23 protein-coding genes are annotated in these 18113 nt (G+C 42.6%); 16 read left to right on the top strand and 7 right to left on the bottom strand.

What is annotated here, in order from left to right; genetic code table 11:
- The first annotated feature begins 24 nt into the window (after positions 1 to 24).
- Together EO132_RS06600 and EO132_RS06595 are read left to right on the top strand one after the other, a co-directional pair.
- Positions 25 to 867, top strand: coding sequence for a phosphatase PAP2 family protein (locus tag EO132_RS06600; RefSeq protein WP_127137128.1), 843 nt, complete (start codon positions 25 to 27; stop codon positions 865 to 867).
- Between the two features lie 329 nt (positions 868 to 1196).
- Positions 1197 to 2750, top strand: coding sequence for a M20/M25/M40 family metallo-hydrolase (locus EO132_RS06595; protein ID WP_127137127.1), 1554 nt, complete (start codon positions 1197 to 1199; stop codon positions 2748 to 2750).
- Between the two features lie 78 nt (positions 2751 to 2828).
- Here the strand turns inward: EO132_RS06595 and EO132_RS06590 are convergent, their stop codons facing one another.
- Positions 2829 to 3230, bottom strand: a complete 402-nt coding sequence (locus tag EO132_RS06590; RefSeq protein ID WP_127137126.1) for a hypothetical protein — start codon at positions 3228 to 3230, stop codon at positions 2829 to 2831.
- A gap of 143 nt (positions 3231 to 3373) precedes the next feature.
- Positions 3374 to 3706, bottom strand: a complete 333-nt coding sequence (locus tag EO132_RS06585) for a single-stranded DNA-binding protein (RefSeq protein ID WP_127137125.1) — start codon at positions 3704 to 3706, stop codon at positions 3374 to 3376.
- 199 nt (positions 3707 to 3905) lie between these two features.
- Between EO132_RS06585 and EO132_RS06580 the strand changes: the two genes are divergently transcribed.
- The 4 genes from EO132_RS06580 (at position 3906) to EO132_RS06565 (ending at position 6109) form a co-directional block, all read left to right on the top strand.
- Positions 3906 to 4148: a hypothetical protein gene (locus EO132_RS06580; RefSeq protein ID WP_127137124.1), complete on the top strand. Its 243-nt coding sequence runs from the start codon at positions 3906 to 3908 to the stop codon at positions 4146 to 4148.
- Between the two features lie 231 nt (positions 4149 to 4379).
- Positions 4380 to 4874 (top strand): Dps family protein, encoded by a 495-nt coding sequence (locus tag EO132_RS06575; RefSeq protein ID WP_127137123.1) that lies wholly within the window; start codon positions 4380 to 4382, stop codon positions 4872 to 4874.
- A 53-nt stretch (positions 4875 to 4927) separates the two neighbouring features.
- Entirely contained in the window at positions 4928 to 5398 is a 471-nt protein-coding gene (locus tag EO132_RS06570; protein ID WP_127137122.1) for a hypothetical protein, read from the top strand.
- A 108-nt stretch (positions 5399 to 5506) separates the two neighbouring features.
- A complete protein-coding gene (locus EO132_RS06565; RefSeq protein WP_127137121.1) occupies positions 5507 to 6109 on the top strand; it encodes a GNAT family N-acetyltransferase in 603 nt (200 codons plus the stop codon).
- Here the strand turns inward: EO132_RS06565 and EO132_RS06560 are convergent.
- A complete protein-coding gene (locus EO132_RS06560) occupies positions 6106 to 7242 on the bottom strand; it encodes a glycerate kinase (RefSeq protein ID WP_127137120.1) in 1137 nt (378 codons plus the stop codon). The genes EO132_RS06565 and EO132_RS06560 overlap by 4 nt on opposite strands.
- A 123-nt stretch (positions 7243 to 7365) precedes the next feature.
- On the opposite strand from EO132_RS06560, the gene EO132_RS06555 reads away from it, so the two are divergent.
- Genes EO132_RS06555 through EO132_RS06540 form a run of 4 tightly spaced genes read left to right on the top strand, consistent with a single transcriptional unit; the run spans position 7366 to position 9551 of the window.
- Positions 7366 to 8064 (top strand): SIMPL domain-containing protein, encoded by a 699-nt coding sequence (locus EO132_RS06555; RefSeq protein WP_127137119.1) that lies wholly within the window; start codon positions 7366 to 7368, stop codon positions 8062 to 8064.
- A 38-nt stretch (positions 8065 to 8102) separates the two neighbouring features.
- Complete coding sequence (locus tag EO132_RS06550; protein ID WP_127137118.1) at positions 8103 to 8594, top strand: DUF6265 family protein; 492 nt, start codon at positions 8103 to 8105, stop codon at positions 8592 to 8594.
- A 21-nt stretch (positions 8595 to 8615) separates the two neighbouring features.
- Complete coding sequence (locus tag EO132_RS06545) at positions 8616 to 9188, top strand: pentapeptide repeat-containing protein (RefSeq protein WP_127137117.1); 573 nt, start codon at positions 8616 to 8618, stop codon at positions 9186 to 9188.
- Between the two features lie 9 nt (positions 9189 to 9197).
- Positions 9198 to 9551, top strand: coding sequence for a hypothetical protein (locus tag EO132_RS06540; protein WP_127137116.1), 354 nt, complete (start codon positions 9198 to 9200; stop codon positions 9549 to 9551).
- Position 9552: 1 nt separating this feature from the next.
- Here EO132_RS06540 and EO132_RS06535 read toward each other — a convergent pair whose 3' ends face one another.
- On the bottom strand, positions 9553 to 10023 hold the full coding sequence (locus tag EO132_RS06535) for a CBS domain-containing protein (protein WP_127137115.1): 471 nt from the start codon (positions 10021 to 10023) through the stop codon (positions 9553 to 9555).
- A 122-nt stretch (positions 10024 to 10145) separates the two neighbouring features.
- On the opposite strand from EO132_RS06535, the gene EO132_RS06530 reads away from it, so the two are divergent.
- The 3 genes from EO132_RS06530 (at position 10146) to EO132_RS06520 (ending at position 13999) form a co-directional block, all read left to right on the top strand.
- Positions 10146 to 12416 (top strand): M28 family peptidase, encoded by a 2271-nt coding sequence (locus EO132_RS06530; protein WP_127137114.1) that lies wholly within the window; start codon positions 10146 to 10148, stop codon positions 12414 to 12416.
- Positions 12409 to 13218, top strand: a complete 810-nt coding sequence (locus EO132_RS06525; RefSeq protein ID WP_127137113.1) for an SDR family oxidoreductase — start codon at positions 12409 to 12411, stop codon at positions 13216 to 13218. The genes EO132_RS06530 and EO132_RS06525 overlap by 8 nt, the downstream gene beginning before the upstream one ends.
- A 70-nt stretch (positions 13219 to 13288) precedes the next feature.
- A complete protein-coding gene (locus tag EO132_RS06520) occupies positions 13289 to 13999 on the top strand; it encodes a hypothetical protein (protein WP_127137112.1) in 711 nt (236 codons plus the stop codon).
- Positions 14000 to 14005: 6 nt separating this feature from the next.
- Here the strand turns inward: EO132_RS06520 and EO132_RS06515 are convergent, their stop codons facing one another.
- The gene (locus EO132_RS06515) at positions 14006 to 14506 is read right to left on the bottom strand and encodes a nuclear transport factor 2 family protein (protein WP_127137111.1); all 501 of its coding nucleotides are present in this window, start codon (positions 14504 to 14506) and stop codon (positions 14006 to 14008) included.
- Positions 14496 to 14993 carry a hypothetical protein gene (locus EO132_RS06510; protein ID WP_127137110.1) on the bottom strand — a complete coding sequence of 166 codons (498 nt, stop codon included), beginning with the start codon at positions 14991 to 14993 and terminating at the stop codon, positions 14496 to 14498. The genes EO132_RS06515 and EO132_RS06510 overlap by 11 nt, the downstream gene beginning before the upstream one ends.
- Positions 14994 to 15057: 64 nt before the next feature.
- On the opposite strand from EO132_RS06510, the gene EO132_RS06505 reads away from it, so the two are divergent.
- Positions 15058 to 15999, top strand: coding sequence for an NAD-dependent epimerase/dehydratase family protein (locus EO132_RS06505; protein ID WP_127137109.1), 942 nt, complete (start codon positions 15058 to 15060; stop codon positions 15997 to 15999).
- A 4-nt stretch (positions 16000 to 16003) separates the two neighbouring features.
- On the opposite strand, the gene EO132_RS06500 is transcribed toward EO132_RS06505, so the two are convergent.
- Positions 16004 to 16327 carry a hypothetical protein gene (locus EO132_RS06500; RefSeq protein ID WP_127137108.1) on the bottom strand — a complete coding sequence of 108 codons (324 nt, stop codon included), beginning with the start codon at positions 16325 to 16327 and terminating at the stop codon, positions 16004 to 16006.
- 258 nt (positions 16328 to 16585) lie between these two features.
- Between EO132_RS06500 and EO132_RS06495 the strand changes: the two genes are divergently transcribed.
- Together EO132_RS06495 and EO132_RS06490 are read left to right on the top strand one after the other, a co-directional pair.
- The gene (locus EO132_RS06495) at positions 16586 to 17020 is read left to right on the top strand and encodes a MarR family winged helix-turn-helix transcriptional regulator (protein WP_127137107.1); all 435 of its coding nucleotides are present in this window, start codon (positions 16586 to 16588) and stop codon (positions 17018 to 17020) included.
- A 1-nt stretch (position 17021) separates the two neighbouring features.
- A complete protein-coding gene (locus tag EO132_RS06490) occupies positions 17022 to 18092 on the top strand; it encodes a serine hydrolase domain-containing protein (protein WP_127137106.1) in 1071 nt (356 codons plus the stop codon).
- Positions 18093 to 18113: the final 21 nt, after the last annotated feature.

Genomic DNA, 18113 nt, shown 5'->3' with positions numbered 1-18113 from the left:
CGACTACTTTTGTTTTATAGCCTCATGAGATTTTTTAGATACCTCGCTTTTATTTTAGTGACCATTAGTATGACAGGTCAAGAATTACAACCCAAAAAAGAGAAAAACCTTTGGAACAACTTTACCTACGATGTGGGGAATATGTTCGGGGGAGTGGGATACTCCTATTCACGCCCGTTCCATTGGAAAGGGAACGATTGGGCCAATTTTGGCTATTTAACGGGGGGAACCTTGCTCCTTTTTACCGTGGACGATGAGTTCAATAGATGGAAAAACGGCTTCGATCAGGATATACCGGATGTCATCATGGACTACGGTCATGAGTACGGGAGTCCTGAAAACAATTACATGCTGACCGGTGGGGTTTACCTTGCAGGCTTGTTTACCAAAAATGAAAAGCTGAGACGAACCGGTGTGCTTTTGATCTCTTCAGCTACGGCAGGTGGCTTTCTTCAACAAGTGAGCAAACGTATCATTGGTAGGGCCCGGCCCAAAAGCGGAGCTGGTTCCGCGACCTTTGATCCATTGCACTTAGATCGGGTCTACGATTACGACTCATTCCCATCGGGCCACGCCATGTTGGCTTTCAGTAATGCCTATGCAATTGCCAAGCAGTTCAAGAATCCTTGGGTGAAGGGCGGTCTTTACACTATCGGGATGATTCCGGGACTTGTACGTGTGATGGATGATTTTCATTGGGTTTCCGATGTGGCTTTCAGTACTGTACTCAGCATCTTCATTGTGGAATCAATCGATAAATATCTGGATTCCAAATACGACGAAAAGTACAATGATCAAAAGCCTAAAAATGTAAGTTGGAATCTTTCCTTTGGACCGAACACTTTGGGCGTTTCCCTTCATTTTTAATGATTTGGTGCCTCGATTGTGTTAAATATTATTTAGATTGATTTAAAATAATTATTTTCGTCCCCTATTTCACTTCTATCCATGGGAAAGAAAAAGGACAAAAAGAAACTCAAAAAGGCAAAGCTTCGAGAATTGCCGCCAACTGGTAAAGTAAAATCCAAGTGCTGCAAAAAATACAAGAAAAGTGAAAGTAAGCGCTGTAAAAAATGTCCTTGCTTCGATCTTCTCAAAAAAGTAGCGTAAGACACCTTCGCATATCCCTTTATTTATGGTCTTTACCAAGCATGGTTCCTTTATTTGTACTATTTTTAGGGCAAACTAATTTAACCATGATTAAAAAAACCTCTCTTTTAATTACACTTTTTCTGGCTTCCAGTATCTCTTTGCTGGCACAGGACAAGGATGCAGTGATTGAAGCAATCATTGAAGAAGCCAACCAAAACTCTCAACTGGAAACACTCGGCCACCAATTAATGGATGGTATTGGACCCCGACTGGTAGGTACACCACAAATGAAAAACGCCCATGACTGGGCCGTTGCCAAGTACGAAAGCTGGGGAATTCCAGCCCGCAACGAACAGTGGGGCGAATGGAAAGGTTGGGAACGCGGAATTACCCATATTGATATGGTACACCCCAGGGTACAGAGCCTAAGGGGTACCCAATTGGCCTGGAGTCCCAGCACTTCAAAAAAAGGGGTCACTGCCGAGTTGGTGGTTTTACCGACCGTATCCGACTCTTTGGAATTTGTGAACTGGTTGCCTAACGTAAAAGGTAAACTGGTCATGATTTCCATGCCACAACCCACAGGAAGGCCTGATTATAATTGGGAAGAGTTCGCTACGGAAAAGTCCTTTGAAAAAATGAAAAAGGAACGTGACGAGCAAAATGATGCTTGGAACCAAAACATACGAAACACTGGATTGAACAGACGTAGTCTTCCTATTGCCCTCGAAGAAGCAGGAGCAGTTGGCATCGTTGCCTCTTATTGGTCCAGAGGATTTGGTGTGAACAAAATCTTCGGTGCCTATACCAAGGAAATCCCAACTGTGGATTTGGAACTGGAAGACTATGGAATGTTGTATCGATTGGTGGAATCAGGGCAAAAGCCAGAGCTTCATGTCGTAGCTGAATCCAAAGAAATGGGCAAGGTACCTACATTCAACACCATCGCTGAAATTAAAGGTTCCGAAAAACCTGATGAATACGTTATCCTATCCGCACATTTTGATTCTTGGGACGGAGGAACAGGAGCTACGGACAATGGAACGGGAACTTTGGTCATGATGGAGGCCATGCGCATTTTGAAAAAAGCCTATCCCAACCCAAAACGTACCATCCTTGTGGGACATTGGGGAAGTGAGGAACAAGGGTTGAACGGATCCAGGGCCTTTGTTGAGGACAACCCTGAAATCGTTGACGGCGTACAAGCTGTTTTCAACCAAGATAATGGAACCGGTAGAGTGGTCCGTATTTCGGGTGGTGGATTTTTGGATTCCTATGATTATCTCGGAAAATGGTTGCACGAAGTGCCAAGGGAAATCACTGATGAAATCGAAACGACTTTTCCCGGAACTCCTGCACGAGGCGGATCGGATTATGCTTCTTTCCAAGCGGCTGGAGCCCCTGCTTTCAGTTTGAGCTCCCTAAGCTGGTCTTACTGGAACTATACGTGGCACACCAACAGGGACACGTACGATAAAATCGTTTTTGATGATGTTCGGAACAATGCGATTCTAACAGCTATTCTGGCTTACATGGCCAGTGAGCATCCCGAAAAAACATCCAGAGAAAAAGCTGTACTGCCCATAAGCGGCAGAACAGGCGAACAATTGGAATGGCCCACACCCCGTTCTCCAGAACGTGATGGTGGTCAGAATTAATGGAGAAACTTACTTAACATAATAGAAAAGGCGCCCCAAAATCGGGGCGCTTTTCAATTAACCAACTAAAATGCACATTTAAAAAATTCGTGGGGAAGCCACTTGGACTATTCCATCAATAGCTTCCTTAGGGAAGATTTCATCATTCTTATCTGTAAAGTAAAAACTAGCTTGCTGATAGTAATAGTCACTATGGGTGCAGTCATTTTTACATTCTTCGGCATGCTTGGAATATGCAATCCTTTTTGCTTCCATATAGGCCCTATATGCAGTGCTATGCTGCTTTTTTAATTCTTTTTCATACCGAACCTGGTCGTACCAAAAGTCTTTTTCGTCCTCTAAACTGGAAAAGGTTGAAGACTGTTCGCGCTGGGCATCTTTTCGAGCTTGTTCTTCATAAAAAGGCAGGTTGTCCTGAGCCGAGGCGGAGGCCGCCAACGCCAAAGTAAATAGAACTGTAAGCTGAGCTTTTAATCTCATTTGTGTGAGTTTTAATCAATACGTTGTTCATGTACTAAAGTTCTGGCGTTTGGTTATCTAACAACCGAAAATGCATTTACCCTAATCCAAAAAACAAAAAAAGGGGACATTACCCCCTTTTTGTCGTAATTAATCTCGTCAACTTACTTGCCAAGCATCAGCAATTCGTTGCATTTTATCTCGGTAATGTATCTTTTTTCTCCTTCGTTGGTTTCATAGGAGCGGTTCATGAGTTTGCCCTCAATCATGACTTCCTTGCCTTTGGAGAGGAAACCCTCGGTTATTTCAGCCAATTTGCCCCAAGCTACGATATTATGCCACTGCGTATCCGTTACCTTTTCTCCTTTGGCGTTTTTGTATGATTCATTGGTGGCTATGGAAAACTTGGCCAGTTTGGTCCCATTTTCCAACATGATGATTTCTGGATCGTTCCCTAGATTACCGATTAATTGAACTTTGTTTCTGAGTGAATTCATAATAGTAAGATTTAAGTTTAAACATTCAACTATCGAACTCTCATTGTCCGACAGGGCAAACTTAGAGGCTCCCAAAAACCATATTCGGTTTGCAATCATTTGCTTTCGTTTGTAAACGTATGTAATCAATTACAACTACTTAAAAGTGACTTATAAGATAATCCTGTGTCCCATTGGATAACCCAAAACCGTCGACCTAATGCATATCAGAACCATATATAAGTATCAAGTCATCAAAAGATTCAGTTTCTGTAAAAAAATGTACGACATAGCCGAAACTGTATATATTCAGGAACAAGACCTTGCCCACGGAGATCCCCAAAAGGTATTTGGTCAAGAGAAGGAATATTTGACAGATATCTCATCTGAAGTTTATGATGCGCTCTGCCAAGGATTCATCATTCGAGACGATAGTGATTCATCAAACCAAAACAAATCATAATTAGCGTTAAATTACGTTAAACACTTGATTTCAAACAATATACACATATCTTATATATGTGTTTTATGATGATGATTTCTACAAAAATCATGGCTATACGGGCATAAATAAGGTCGATTAACCCTTTTAGGTAGCTCAAAAATCTATTGCATCAAAAATTACATCATTACCATCAAGCCTCTTGGGCAGTGACTTGTACATTTACAGTGAACAAATCAAAAAATCTATTATATGGAAGCTATTAAAGCAAAAGATAAAACATTCAAAAAATTGGGATTCACTTACTTGGAAACCGCCGAGATCGTGGTCAGTTTGAACACATTGTTGGCCAATTATCAAGTATTCTACAATAAACTAAGAAATTTTCACTGGAACATTGAAGGACCAGACTTTTTTGAACTTCACGAGGAGTTTGAAAATGAATATAACATGGTAAAAGAAAACATCGATATCGTAGCAGAACGTATTCGTGTTTTTGGTGTAAAAAACAATTTTACCCTGAAAAAAACCATGGAACTCTCCAAAATTGAAGAGAAAGATAAAAATCTCTCCGCTCTGGAAATGGTTCGAGAAGTATTGCACGATTACGAAATCTTGCACAATAACATGTTGGATGCCGTAAATGCATCCCTCGAAACCGGTGACGTTGTCACAGAAAACATGCTGACCGAATTCATGACCGAGTTGGAGAAAAGACACTGGATGTTTACTTCTTACTTAAAGTAAGAATCAAGCAATCCATCCAGAAAACTGATGTATTAACCATTAAAAATAAGACTATGAAAAAGCTATTCACAATACTATCATTCGCAACTTTAACAGCCTTTGCCGGTTATGGGCAAACTGAAAACTCCGGGGTCATGAAGGCCACTACACAGATGAAGACCTTTACCGTATCCGAGAACGGAGTGGAAAAAGAGTACAGCGTAAAAGTTATGGAACGCAGAAAATACGGAATGGCGTTGGACCAAAAGGATAGAGGAATGGTCAATCAAGACAGAAAACTCTCCTCGCCTTTTGTAACGAAGTTGGTAGCCATTGACAGTGATTCCGACGCAAACTATGATGACTACATGGTACTTAAATATAAAGGTACCGAAAACAATGACTTTGAAGTTGTACAGACCGATAACGGATTTGACATCAATGTTGATGATAAATCCATGCACTACAATGTGCTGGAGAACAACTATCTCGTGAACAAGAAGAATAAGAACTTCTTTATTATCGAGGAATTTGAATCGAAATAGTTGATATAATTTCGTTTTTTGATTGATGAGAAGCCAGGGATTTTCCCTGGCTTTTTCTTTGTTTGAATCGAAGGATTAAAACTTATATTTGAACTTTAAATTCAACCTATGGATTCTTGGTTACGTCCCATACAATTGGAAGGCGAATTGGTAAAGCTCGTCCCCCTGCAGAAATCGCAAAAAGTGGACTTGGCGTTTGCCGCATCGGACGGTAAGCTTTGGGAACTGTGGTACACCTCCGTGCCCTCCCCAAAAACCATAGATTCCTATTTGGACACAGCCCTGTCCCAGCAGGCATCTGGAAATGCATTGCCCTTTGCCATCATCAACAAAAAAACCAACACCATTGTGGGAAGCACCCGCTTTTTGAATGTGGACGCAAAAAACAAACGTGTGGAGATCGGCGCCACCTGGTATGCCAAAAAAGTACAGCGAACAGGAATAAATACGGAGTGCAAGTACCTTTTGCTAAAGTATGCTTTTGAAAACCTCAACTGCATAGCTGTGGAGTTCCGTACCCACTTTCACAACCATCCCTCCAGAAATGCCATTCTCCGGTTGGGGGCCAAACAAGACGGTATTTTAAGAAACCATCGAATTGATGAGTCGGGAAACCTAAGGGACACCGTGGTATTCTCCATTCTGGACAGCGAATGGAACACCGTAAAAAAGTCTTTGGAATTTAAAATGGGCAAAAGCTATTTGGGCTAGCCCTTGCTCAGCTTCAATAAGTTCGCAAAATTATAACTGGCCAACTCAAGGTTCCCTACCGTCTTAGCTTTGGCATCGTCCAAGCTCCCAATTTGATTCAGAATGGAAACCGCATAATCCAATCCCATCCGTTTCATTTCTTCGATGGATACATCTATGGAACCACAGAATGCCGCAATGGGAACATGATGTTTTTTCGCGGATTGCACTACCCCATTGATGGTTTTTCCCGAAAAAGTCTGACCATCCAGCTGTCCTTCTCCCGTAATCACCCAATCAGCGCCTTCCAACACCTCATCAAAATTGGCCAATTCCATTACCAAATCAACACCAGAAGCCAGTTCAGCATTCAAAAAAACCACAGCACCCCCACCTACTCCACCTGCAGCTCCTGCCCCATCGATGTCCTGCACATCAACATCAAAAGTGGATTTCAACACTGATGCAAAGCTTTCCAAGCCTTTGTCCAAAAACGCTATTTCTTCTTCCGACGCACCTTTTTGCGCTCCATAGATTTTGGCAGCACCATTTTCTCCATAAAAAGGGTTGTTCACATCACAGGCCACTTGGATTTTGGCTTCGGACAGTTTAGAGGTCACACGATTGCTTTGTATTTCCTTTACCATGCCCAAGTTCTTTCCAATAGGTTCCAGTTCATCTCCCTTAGCATCCAAGAACGAATATCCCAAGGCCTTTGCCATACCCATGCCTCCATCATTTGTGGCACTGCCTCCAATACCCAGCACAATGTTCTTTGCGCCTTTTTCAAGGGCATCCAAAATCATTTGACCGGTTCCTAACGTAGTGGTGTTGATACAGTTCATTTCGGACTTTTGCAGCAACTTATAGCCGGATGCCTCGGACATTTCTATAAAAGCGGTCTGTTTGTCCTTTGAAAGCAGGTATTGCGTGGTAATCTCCCGGAAAAGTGGGTCGTATACGGTCACGGAAACCTTCGTTGCATTGAGATAATCCGCGACCACATCAATGGTGCCATCACCACCATCGGCCAAAGGTCTATGTATCATTTCCGAATTTGGAAAAACTTTTTTGATACCTCGGGCAACGGTTTCACAAAATTCGCGTCCTGTAAGGGAACCTTTATATTTATCGGGTGCCAAAATAAATTTCATCCCTACAATGTACTCAAGTTAATCGAGTTAACCCAGATAATTTGCTCTACACGGGGATAAAATGCAATGCGGCACAGGTTTTGAATGTAACGGGGAAGTATTTACCTTTAATAAAATTACATCATGAAAAAAGCAATCTTATTTATAGCAACAGTTTTATTTACTATGACAATTTCTGCCCAATCCAAAAACTTTTTGGACACCCCTTATCTGGAAACCCAAGCACAAGTGGACACCATGGTCACTCCTGATAAGATTTACCTGAACATCATTATTCAAGAAAAGGACACCAAGGGCCGCGTTTCGGTGGAGGAACAGGAAAATCAAATGGCACAGCGTTTCAAGGCTTTGGGCATTGACATAGAGAAGCAACTGGTCATAAAAGATGCCAGTAGCAACTTCAAAAAATACTTTTTGCGGCAAAAAGAAGTGCTCAAAAGCAAACAGTACTCCCTTCTCGTTTATTCCGGTAAAGAATTGGGCGAGGTAATGATGGCCCTGGAACAATTGGACATCGCCAACACCAGTATCGAGAAAACCGAATACTCCAAAATGGACGAACTGGAATTGGAACTTAAAACAAGGGCAGTTGAAAAAGCCATGAAAAAAGCCGAAGCACTCACAAAGCCACTGGGACAAAAAGTGGGCATGGCCATCCATATTGCCGACAATTCCCAGTATTACCCAAGATACAATCAAGCCCCTAGAATGGAAATGAAAGCTGTTTCCGCAGATATGGGCCAAGCACAACCCTTGGATATCGACTTTGAAAAAATAAAGGTAGAAACCTCTGTGAACGTAAAATTCGCCTTGTCCAATTAATGGCAAGGCTTTCAATCATCAATCAAACAAAACCAATTATGAAATCGATCGCACTTATTTTAATGTTCAGCGCAGGACTTGTTTCCGCGCAAGAAACCCTGCAACTGGCGGAAGGCCAATCATCCCCAAAGGCAAATTTGGAAGAGGTTTCTTGGATAGAGGGCCACTGGACCGGAGAGGCCTTCGGTGGCATTGCCGAAGAAATCTGGAGTGCGCCTTTGGGCAATTCCATGATGTTCGTCTTTCGAATGGTCAATGATGACAAAGTATCCTTCTACGAATCGGGACACATTCAGCAATTGGATGAATCCCTCATTCTCCAACTCAAGCATTTTGATGGCAATATGAGAGGCTGGGAGGAAAAAAACGAGACCATAGATTTCAAACTGGTAAAATTGGAGCCGAACAAGGTGTATTTTGAAGGACTCACGATGGAAAAAATAAGTGACGACCAAATGAATATTTGGGTCCTAATCGAAGATGAGGGCAAGACGGATGAAGTTCTATTTGCCTATACAAAAGCCAAATAAGAATCATTCAACCGAGGAGCAATGTCCACATCGTTTTGGGAAAACAAAGAATTCATAAAAAAGGATTATACTCAAAATCCACTGCCCAAGGGCAATTACGAAAATTGCCATTTTCTGGACTGTTTGTTCTCCGAGAGCTTTTTGGACAACCAAAATTTTGTGGAATGTACTTTTGAAGGTTGCGACCTTACCAACGCCAATATAGCCCATACCACTTTCAATGATGTGACTTTCAACAATTGTAAAATGGTGGGGGTCCAGTTTGAAACCTGCAACCACCTTTTGTTGTCGCTCCATTTCATGGAATGCAATCTTTCCGTGGCATCTTTCCATGGCATGGATTTGCCCCGCACTGATTTTGAAGGTTGCAAGTTCCATCAAACAGACTTTTCCGAGGCGGATTTAAAACAATCCAAGTTCCCGAACTGTGATTTTGAAAACGCCATTTTCGACAATACCAATTTGGAACAAGCTGATTTTTCTTCTGCTATACATTTCAATATAGACCCATCCATCAACCAAGTAAAGAAAACCCGTTTCAGCAAAGATGGATTGATCGGTTTGCTAAAAAAGTATGATATTGTGGTTACCTAATCCTATCCTATGCCTGAAAGAAAATGCTTGGTATGCGGTGAAAAGCTACTGGGCCGTATCGATCAAAAGTACTGTTCCGATCATTGTAGGAACGCCTACAACAATCTGTTGAACCGGGACAGCAAAAACTTGGTGCGCAATATCAACAACAAGCTTCGCAAGAACTACAGGATACTCGACAGCTTTCCGCTAAGGGACGGTAAAACAAAGACCACGAAAATGCAGTTGCTGGACAAAGGTTTTGATTTTGAGTACATCACTAACCTTTACACCACCAAAAAGGGCAGCACCTACTTTTTCGTTTACGATCTTGGCTATTTACCGCTCGACAACGACTATTTTATGATCGTGAAAAGAGAATAGCTTATTTCCAGCTTTGCGCGTTCAGTTTCAGTGCAGCCACAACAATATCCTTTCGACTGATCTGACCGACCAAAATATCGTTCTTCATTACGGGCAACCTACGCCTATTGTGTCTGTCAAAAACACCTGCTGCATCAAAAATGGACATATCGTGCGGAATCGTCTCCACATTTTTGGTCATGAACCGCTCCACCTCTTTGTCCAAAATAGGTTGGTTGAAATATCTACTTTCCGAAATTTGCTTCATACAATCCGCCTCCGAGATGATTCCCACCAAAAAACCACTGTTATCCACAACGGGCCCACCAGAGATATGGTGCTTGGCAAAAGTCTCCATCACTTCCAAAATGGATTGGTCTGGAGAAAAGGTGATCAATTTTTTGGTCATGTAATCCTCCACCAAAATCGGGGCATTGTATTTCTTCTTAGCCTCCTCTTTGCATCGTACGCCTTGAAAACTTTTGATTGCCATAAGGTTAGATTTTAAAGTTGAATAATAAATATAGACTTTTTTAGCGAATAACCTAATTTTAACTATCATAATATGAGAACCTTTCATAATTTCATACATTTAAGATTCAACAATGCTACACCATGAAATTTTCCCGAACCCTTGCCCTGATTCTGCTGTTTTTTGCTGCATATTGGAGTTTTGAATCCCTAATGCCTTCCTACAAAACCAATGAGGATATTGCGCTGGAAGACTTTTCCACCGACAGGGCATTGGAGCATGTAAAACAATTGTCCAAAGAGCCCCATGCCGTAGGTTTTCCAGGCCATAAAAGGACCAAGGACTATATCATCTCGGAACTGAACACCATGGGATTGGAAACCACTATCCAAGAAGGATATACCGCCGGTGACTGGGGCAATCTGAGCAAGGCGACCAATATTTTGGCCAGGATCCAGGGAAGTGGGAAAGGTAAAGCCCTCCTTTTACTTTCACATTACGATAGCAATCCACACTCTTCCTACGGGGCCAGCGATGCAGGAAGCGGTGTTGCCACAATTCTGGAAGGTGTTCGTGCATTCTTGAGCGAGAACAGAACACCCAAAAATGACATTATCATTCTCATTACCGATGCCGAGGAACTCGGCCTCAACGGAGCCGACCTTTTTGTGAACAAGCATCCGTGGGCAAAAGATGTGGGGCTTGCCCTTAATTTTGAAGCACGGGGAAGCGGGGGCCCTAGTTACATGCTAATTGAAACCAATCGGGGCAATGGCACATTGATCAAGGAGTTCACAAAGGCCAATCCAAAATATCCCGTGGCCAATTCCCTAATGTACAGTATCTACAAAATGCTCCCGAACGATACAGATCTGACCGTTTTTAGGGAAGATGGTGACATCGAAGGCTTCAACTTTGCCTTTATCGATGATCATTTTGATTATCACACAGCTTTGGACAATTATGAAAGATTGGACCGAAACACCTTGGCTCACCAAGGCAGCTATTTAATGCCGTTGCTTTCCTATTTCAGTGATGCTGATTTGGACAACCTAAAAAGTTTGGACGACCTTGTGTATTTCAATATGCCCTTCTTTAAACTTATCTCCTACCCTTTTGAATGGATATGGCCCATGTTCGGCCTTGCAGTTCTGGCATTTATGCTCTTGCTGTTTACAGGGTTCAAAAAAGGGAAGCTCAATGTAAAGGATATTTTCAAGGGGTTTGTACCTGTTTTGCTTACTCTGATCATTAACGGGCTGGCCGGTTATTTTTGTTGGACCATCATCACTTGGTGGTATCCGAGCTTTAAGGATATGCTGCATGGGTTTACCTACAATGGTCACACATATATTGTGGTATATGTAATGTTTTCCCTGTTCATCTGTTTTTACACCTATCATAAATTTAGGAAAACCAGCACCCCCAATCTATTGGTGGCCCCCATTTTTATTTGGCTGATCATTTGCGGATTGGTGGCGCAGTATCTAAAAGGAGCCAGCTTTTTCATAGTTCCCCTATTCGGTTTGTTGGCGGGGCTTTTAGTTACCATCAGCCAAAAGAAACCAAATCCATTTTTGATGGTGTTTTTGGCATTGCCCGCCGTATTGATCTATTCCCCGTTCATCAAAATGTTTCCTGTGGGCCTTGGGTTAAAAATGATGGTGGCCGCCACAATATTTACAACTTTGTTGTTTTTCTTGGTCCTTCCATTTTTCGGTCAATTGAAAAGCAAGGGCAGATTGGCATATCTGTTTTTGTTCCTCTTCTTCGCTTTCGGAATCTCAAGTCATATCCAATCCGATTTCAATGAGGAAAGACCAAAACCAAGCAGTCTGCTGTATGTATACAATGCCGACGAAAACTCCTCCCAATGGGCCACTTATGACCATGAACTCATCAGTTGGAACGGTCAGTTTTTAGGGGATAATGGTAAAAAGCCCGAAGCGAAGACGATTTCCAGTAAATACCGTACGAATTTGAGCCGTGTGGCCGATGCACCCAAAAAAGACATACCCATGCCTTACGTTGATACCGTTATGGACACCATCATCGGTGCGAACAGGGTTATTGAACTTTGCATTACGCCCAAAAGGAACGTAAACCGTCTTGAGGTATTCGCAAATCCCGTTGAATTCAGCAAGGCCAAAGTGAATCGCATCGAATTGTCTTCCCATTTTTTGGAGAACCGAAGCAGTAAGTTGGTAACACACTACATCTCCAATAATGATTTCACGGAACTGCAATTGGAATTCCCAAAAGACGCTGTTCTGGAACTGACATTGTACGAGGCTTCGAACGACCTCTTGACCCATCCCGATTTCAGTATTCCGGAACGACCAAAAAACAGTATCCCCACCCCTTTTGTGCTAAATGATGCTATATTGACGATAAAAACGTTGCGATTTGAATAAGAGCATAGGCATTTTAGGTTGTGGTTGGCTGGGATTTCCCTTGGCCAAAAAATTAATTGAAGATGGGTATACAGTTTCAGGAACAACCACATCATCAGATAAATTGGAGGTTTTGGAAAATGAAGGGATTACTGCTTTCCAGGTCAATTTATCCGAAAAGGGAATCCAAGGAAATATCGAAGGGTTCCTTTCCCATATCGACACCTTGATCATCGATGTACCACCAAAATTAAGGGGAAAGCATACCGAGAGCTTTGTGGAAAAGATGAAATTCCTGATTGCGGAAATCAAAAAAAGCCACGTTTCCAACGTCATTTTTGTGAGCAGTACCGCCGTTTACGGAAATGCTGAGGGAGAGGTTTCCGAGGAATCCCCTACCCGCCCCACAACGGAATCAGGCAAACAATTGGTGGAATGTGAAGCCATGTTTCAGAATGAGGCCAATTTCAAAACCACCATCATCAGGTTCGGAGGTTTGATAGGCCCGGACCGCCATCCAGTGACCACTCTTTCCGGCAGGGAACATCTAACTGGAGGCAACAATCCCATTAACCTGATACATCTTCACGACTGCATCCATCTGATTCAAACCATTTTGAAGCATGGGTATTGGGGAGAAATCTTTAACGGGGTATACCCACATCATCCCCAAAAACAGGTGTACTATTTTGAAGAAGCCCAGAAAAGAGGGCTCCCTGCCCCAAGTTATCAAACGGAGCTATCGGATAAAAAAGGCAAAATAGTAGTGAGCCAAAATCTCACAAGCAAAGGGCACTCATTCAAAACGCCCGTGATTTACTGATTCCTTATCGAATTCTTAACAGCCGGGTTGGGAATATTTTGTTAGATTTGGCGCACTAAATTGAAGATCAATGAAAAAGACTGTACTCTTATTGCTCCTATTGGTGGGCTTTAGTGGTATTTCCCAAACCAACGACGCTCTTGTAAAACATTACAAGGCCTATTACAATGAAATGCGCATGCAAGGTGATGTAACCGGCGTAATCAGTGCATTGACACATTTGAACGTACTGAATCCGTCCAAACAACGAAGGGACACCCTTGCCTTTGTTTACATGAACAACGGGCAGCACATGCAAGCCCTGAACACCATTGGTGTGGATAAAAATGCCGATGATTCCGACCTTGCTGTACAGGTAAAGGCTTTTTCGTTGAAATCCTTGAACCAACCCAAAAGGGCTCTGGAGCATTTTGAAGAACTCAACACAAGAAAACCCTCTCCTTACTTGGCCTATGAAATGGCCGACCTCAAGATTCAAACTGGGGATATGGATGGTGCTTCGACCAATATTGAATACGGGATCGCGAACGCCACCGATGAAATGAAATATGCTTTTTACGAGAGACAACAACCCTACGAAGTTCCTTTGAAGGCCGCTTTTTACCATTTAAAAGGTTTGGTATCATTCAACAAGGACAAGGAAAACATTGATGCAGCCATTGTCTCCATTGACGAAGCGCTTAAAATCGCACCCAACTTCAACTTGGCGAGTTTGAGCAAACAAGCTTTGGAATCCCGAAAGGCACAAGCCAATTCAACAACAGAGGGAGAAGAAAACTAGCGTTGGCTATTGCTTCATTTTTAGTTCTTGAAGCAATTGATCATCCTTTTCCTCCTTGATTTTGATAAGTTCGGACACATTGTCGTTCGGCACTGCAATTGAAAGTACATAATGGGCAATTTTCCATTGCCCATTTACTTTTTTAAGCACCCCAGAACCTCGACATATCTTCATTTGGGTGTCCAGTAGTTCATCAAACCAAGCAAAAGTACCGTCATCGTCGAGATAGATGTTACGCTGCACGGCGGTAAAACTCCATGCTTTCCCTTGATCGAAATAAGGTTTGGAAAATGCCCTGAATTCTTCATTCTGCCAGTTTTCCATGGCATCGGTCCCTATAAACACCCCATCTTGGGTCATTTTGCTGAAATATGCATCAAAATCTGCCTCGGCGGCAGCCAAGTGCCACCCATCCAAAACCCTGTTGATCTTTTCCTTTTCTGTATCCTGGGCAAAGATGGTCATGGAGACCATGAAAAGTACCAAGGCAAAAATCCTATGTTTCATCTAAAATCAATTTTTTGTCCAACTGACTGTTCATGATCACATTCAATTGATTGCGCATATCGTTGTAGGCTTCCAACACTTTGACCGTTGGCTCCGTGGTCGGCTGGTTTTCCAGAATACTTGCCTTCACTTTATATAGAAAGGTTCGCATTACCGTTTGCCTGCTCTTTACTTGGAAGGTATCAAATGGCTCTGGATATCTTCCATTGGACATGTTCTTCTCTTTTTCAATAAGGTCATCAATGGCCAAGGCCAAATCCTCATTGTTGGTTGCTTTGTACAGCACATCCACACTGGCATTCAAATCCTTGAATTGCTGCCAGTTTTCAACAATGGCCGTAGCATCGGGGTTTATATCGGATTTATCGGGCATTTTTTGGTAGTTGAATTCCAATGCCTCCGTGTCCACCTCAGCTGTGGTCTTCTCGGCTTTTTTGCATCCGCCCAAAACCGAAATCACTATAAGAATGCTTAACAATTTTCGCATAAGCGAATGTACAAATTTTAATAAAGGGTATCTTTGCCACGAAACTAAATTAACTTCTATTTTAATGCACAAACCCATATTGATCATAGGCGCATGTGGCCAAATTGGAACTGAACTTACCCTTGAACTACGTAGCAAATACGGAGCTGAAAATATTATTGCCAGCGATATTCGTGAAGGCAACGAAGCTTTGATGCAATCGGGACCTTTTGAACTTTTGGACGCGACCAACTATGCTGCGATCGAGGATGTGGTCATGCATTACGAAATTGATGAAGTGTATTTAATGGCCGCCATGCTCAGCGCCACTGCGGAGAAATTCCCGATGCGTGCCTGGAACTTGAACATGAATTCCCTGTTCAACGTGCTCAATTTGGCAAAGGAAAGGAAAATATCCAAAGTGTTTTGGCCATCCAGTATAGCGGTATTTGGCCCAAACACACCAAAAAACGACACGCCGCAGAGTACCATTATGGAGCCCAGCACGGTATATGGCATAAGCAAGCAATCCGGGGAAAGGTGGTGCGAGTACTACCATAAAAAATACGGTGTCGATGTAAGAAGTGTTCGATATCCGGGGCTGATAAGTTGGAAAACCATGCCTGGAGGAGGTACTACCGATTATGCCGTGGAGATTTATCACGAAGCCCTCGAAAAAGGTTCGTATGAATGCTTTTTGGACAGTGACACCGAACTTCCGATGATGTACATGGACGATGCCATTAGGGCCACCATCAGCTTAATGGACAGTCCTTCGGAGAAAATAAAGGTACGGTCTTCCTATAATTTGGCGGGCATGAACTTTACCCCCAAACAAATGGCCGAGAGCATTGCCAAGCACATTCCCGGGTTTGAAATAAGCTATGCTCCAGATTTCAGGCAGGAAATCGCCGACTCTTGGCCCAGCAGCATCGATGATGCCCCAGCACGAAAAGAATGGGGCTGGGAACCAAGGTTTGATTTAGATCAAACGACCCAGGAAATGCTTGGAAATTTAAAGAGGTAGGGGTTTATTCATCCTCATCATCTTCTTCGGAGTCCGAAAAGTCATCATCGTCCTCGGGGATTTTTTCGTAATCCTCGGAATCAAAACCCTCTTCATCATCGTCCTCGTCAAAGTCGGCCATGGTACGTTCCAGCTTGGAGCTGATTTTCACAAGGTATTTGGTGTCATCCGTGGATACTTCCACCGCCTCTATGGATTCCCCTTTTAGGTTTTTGAAGTTGATCACATCGTCGTCTCCGTATCCATCGGGATATTTTTCCACCAAAAGTTTGAGCACTTCCGATGTGAGTTTTTTATAATCAACTATTACACGTTTGAGGTTATCCATGATGTTGTGGTTACTTCTTGTTCTAAGTTAGAATAAAAATTGTATTGAAAAATTATAAAAAAAATCTTGGGTTGTCAAAATTGGTGCAATTTTATCGACCAAAAATGATGTTAACTTGAAAAGGGCATTAAAAAAGGGTAAAGGAACAAGTGGTAGCATCAAAAATTACGAAAAACACAATTCCCCATACCCACAATAAAATAATCGACTTTGATATATTTAATTGATATATCAATTATATTTGCATCAAACAATTTCATGAAGATTCCTGCAAAAACGGTTTTCTATACCATCGAACGCACCATTAAAACGTATAGGAAGTTCTCCAAACAGCATTTTTTGGAAGTGGTCGATGATATTACAGTCGATCAAAAATTGATTCTCCAATACTTGAATGACCACCCTGAGCTAAGTCAGAACGAAATAGCCGAACTGGTCTTCAAAGACAATGCCTCTTTAACACGGATGATTGACCTTATGGTCGGCAAGGGATTCCTCAAAAGGTCGATCAACCCTGATGACCGTAGAAGGTTCAAGATTGAACTTACACCCAAAGGGAAGGAAGTACTGGAAAAATTGGCCCCGGTAATCGTTTCAAACAGAAAAAAGGCATTTGCCGGAATATCCCAAGAAGAATTGATGCAGCTGGACGCAACACTCAACAAAATAATATCAAACTTAAACAACTATTGATATGGCAAGAACGATGTGGATCATATGCTGTTTGACTTACATCTTAGTAAGCTGTGAGAGCATAGCACAAACATATCCCGATGAAACTTGGTCAAGAGCTGAAAACCCCGAAGCAATGGGTTGGCCGGATGCGGATAGGTCGAATTTTACGAGATATATTATCGATAGCACCAGCATAACCGGTTTGGTCCTGGTCCACAAAGGGGAAATTGTATTTGAATATGGGGATATCAAAGAAAACAGTTATATCGCATCCTGCAGAAAAAGTGTGCTTGCCCTATTGTACGGGAAATATGTGGAGAACGGTACCATTGACCTGGACAGGACATTGGGGGAACTGGACATCACCGATGTGACCGAGCTTCTGCCCATGGAGAAAAAGGCAACGGTAAGGGATTTGATCTCGGCACGTTCAGGGGTATATCTAAGGGGCTCCAATGGCGGTGATTTCAGAAGATTTGCCCCTGACAGGGGTTCTGTTGAGCCAGGAAGCCATTGGCTGTACAATAATTGGGATTTCAATGTAGCGGGACACATATTTGAGCAAGAGACCCAAAAAAACATCTATGACGAAATCGAATCACAATTGGCCACGCCATTGCAAATGCAAGATTGGGACCGATCTCTCCAAGAAAAAAGCGGGAATAGCGATATCTCCAAGTTTCCCGCATACCATATGTGGTTTTCCACAAGGGACATGGCACGTATTGGACTGCTAATGCTGCGCAACGGGAAATGGAAAAACACACAGCTAATCCCCAAGGACTGGGTGCAAGAGGTCATAAAACAACGGACCTCTTATGCCGAAGCACAAAAAAGCGTACCGGTACTCAAGAACGACGGAATTGATTTGGGGTATGGCTATATGTGGTGGCTCTTGGAAAACACCGACGACCCCAAGCTGGAAAATGCCTATTCGGCACAAGGTGCCATGGGCCAGAACATCACGGTTTATCCAAATATCGATGTTGTTCTGGCCTTTAAAACCAATAGCGTTTATAGGAGAAGGAATTCCATTCAAACCCAAATGAAGCTTGTCAGAAAAGCGGTTGAAATATTCGATGCCCAGTAGATACAAACCCATCAAACCCAA

Origin of the sequence: Flagellimonas oceanensis, assembly GCF_003992595.1 — a bacterium.
GTDB classification, from domain to species: Bacteria; Bacteroidota; Bacteroidia; order Flavobacteriales; family Flavobacteriaceae; genus Flagellimonas; species Flagellimonas oceanensis.
Note: the sequence above shows the minus strand (reverse complement) of the source record. Positions and strands in the feature narration are given on the sequence as shown.

What these genes read in the sequence shown, in the direction of transcription:
- EO132_RS06600 (WP_127137128.1), top strand. Translation starts at nt 25, where the DNA reads ATGAGATTTTTTAGATACCTCGCTTTTATTTTAGTGACCATTAGTATG.
- EO132_RS06595 (WP_127137127.1), top strand. Translation starts at nt 1,197, where the DNA reads ATGATTAAAAAAACCTCTCTTTTAATTACACTTTTTCTGGCTTCCAGT.
- EO132_RS06590 (WP_127137126.1), bottom strand. Translation starts at nt 3,230, where the DNA reads ATGAGATTAAAAGCTCAGCTTACAGTTCTATTTACTTTGGCGTTGGCG.
- EO132_RS06585 (WP_127137125.1), bottom strand. Translation starts at nt 3,706, where the DNA reads ATGAATTCACTCAGAAACAAAGTTCAATTAATCGGTAATCTAGGGAAC.
- EO132_RS06580 (WP_127137124.1), top strand. Translation starts at nt 3,906, where the DNA reads ATGCATATCAGAACCATATATAAGTATCAAGTCATCAAAAGATTCAGT.
- EO132_RS06575 (WP_127137123.1), top strand. Translation starts at nt 4,380, where the DNA reads ATGGAAGCTATTAAAGCAAAAGATAAAACATTCAAAAAATTGGGATTC.
- EO132_RS06570 (WP_127137122.1), top strand. Translation starts at nt 4,928, where the DNA reads ATGAAAAAGCTATTCACAATACTATCATTCGCAACTTTAACAGCCTTT.
- EO132_RS06565 (WP_127137121.1), top strand. Translation starts at nt 5,507, where the DNA reads ATGGATTCTTGGTTACGTCCCATACAATTGGAAGGCGAATTGGTAAAG.
- EO132_RS06560 (WP_127137120.1), bottom strand. Translation starts at nt 7,242, where the DNA reads ATGAAATTTATTTTGGCACCCGATAAATATAAAGGTTCCCTTACAGGA.
- EO132_RS06555 (WP_127137119.1), top strand. Translation starts at nt 7,366, where the DNA reads ATGAAAAAAGCAATCTTATTTATAGCAACAGTTTTATTTACTATGACA.
- EO132_RS06550 (WP_127137118.1), top strand. Translation starts at nt 8,103, where the DNA reads ATGAAATCGATCGCACTTATTTTAATGTTCAGCGCAGGACTTGTTTCC.
- EO132_RS06545 (WP_127137117.1), top strand. Translation starts at nt 8,616, where the DNA reads ATGTCCACATCGTTTTGGGAAAACAAAGAATTCATAAAAAAGGATTAT.
- EO132_RS06540 (WP_127137116.1), top strand. Translation starts at nt 9,198, where the DNA reads ATGCCTGAAAGAAAATGCTTGGTATGCGGTGAAAAGCTACTGGGCCGT.
- EO132_RS06535 (WP_127137115.1), bottom strand. Translation starts at nt 10,023, where the DNA reads ATGGCAATCAAAAGTTTTCAAGGCGTACGATGCAAAGAGGAGGCTAAG.
- EO132_RS06530 (WP_127137114.1), top strand. Translation starts at nt 10,146, where the DNA reads ATGAAATTTTCCCGAACCCTTGCCCTGATTCTGCTGTTTTTTGCTGCA.
- EO132_RS06520 (WP_127137112.1), top strand. Translation starts at nt 13,289, where the DNA reads ATGAAAAAGACTGTACTCTTATTGCTCCTATTGGTGGGCTTTAGTGGT.
- EO132_RS06515 (WP_127137111.1), bottom strand. Translation starts at nt 14,506, where the DNA reads ATGAAACATAGGATTTTTGCCTTGGTACTTTTCATGGTCTCCATGACC.
- EO132_RS06510 (WP_127137110.1), bottom strand. Translation starts at nt 14,993, where the DNA reads ATGCGAAAATTGTTAAGCATTCTTATAGTGATTTCGGTTTTGGGCGGA.
- EO132_RS06505 (WP_127137109.1), top strand. Translation starts at nt 15,058, where the DNA reads ATGCACAAACCCATATTGATCATAGGCGCATGTGGCCAAATTGGAACT.
- EO132_RS06500 (WP_127137108.1), bottom strand. Translation starts at nt 16,327, where the DNA reads ATGGATAACCTCAAACGTGTAATAGTTGATTATAAAAAACTCACATCG.
- EO132_RS06495 (WP_127137107.1), top strand. Translation starts at nt 16,586, where the DNA reads ATGAAGATTCCTGCAAAAACGGTTTTCTATACCATCGAACGCACCATT.
- EO132_RS06490 (WP_127137106.1), top strand. Translation starts at nt 17,022, where the DNA reads ATGGCAAGAACGATGTGGATCATATGCTGTTTGACTTACATCTTAGTA.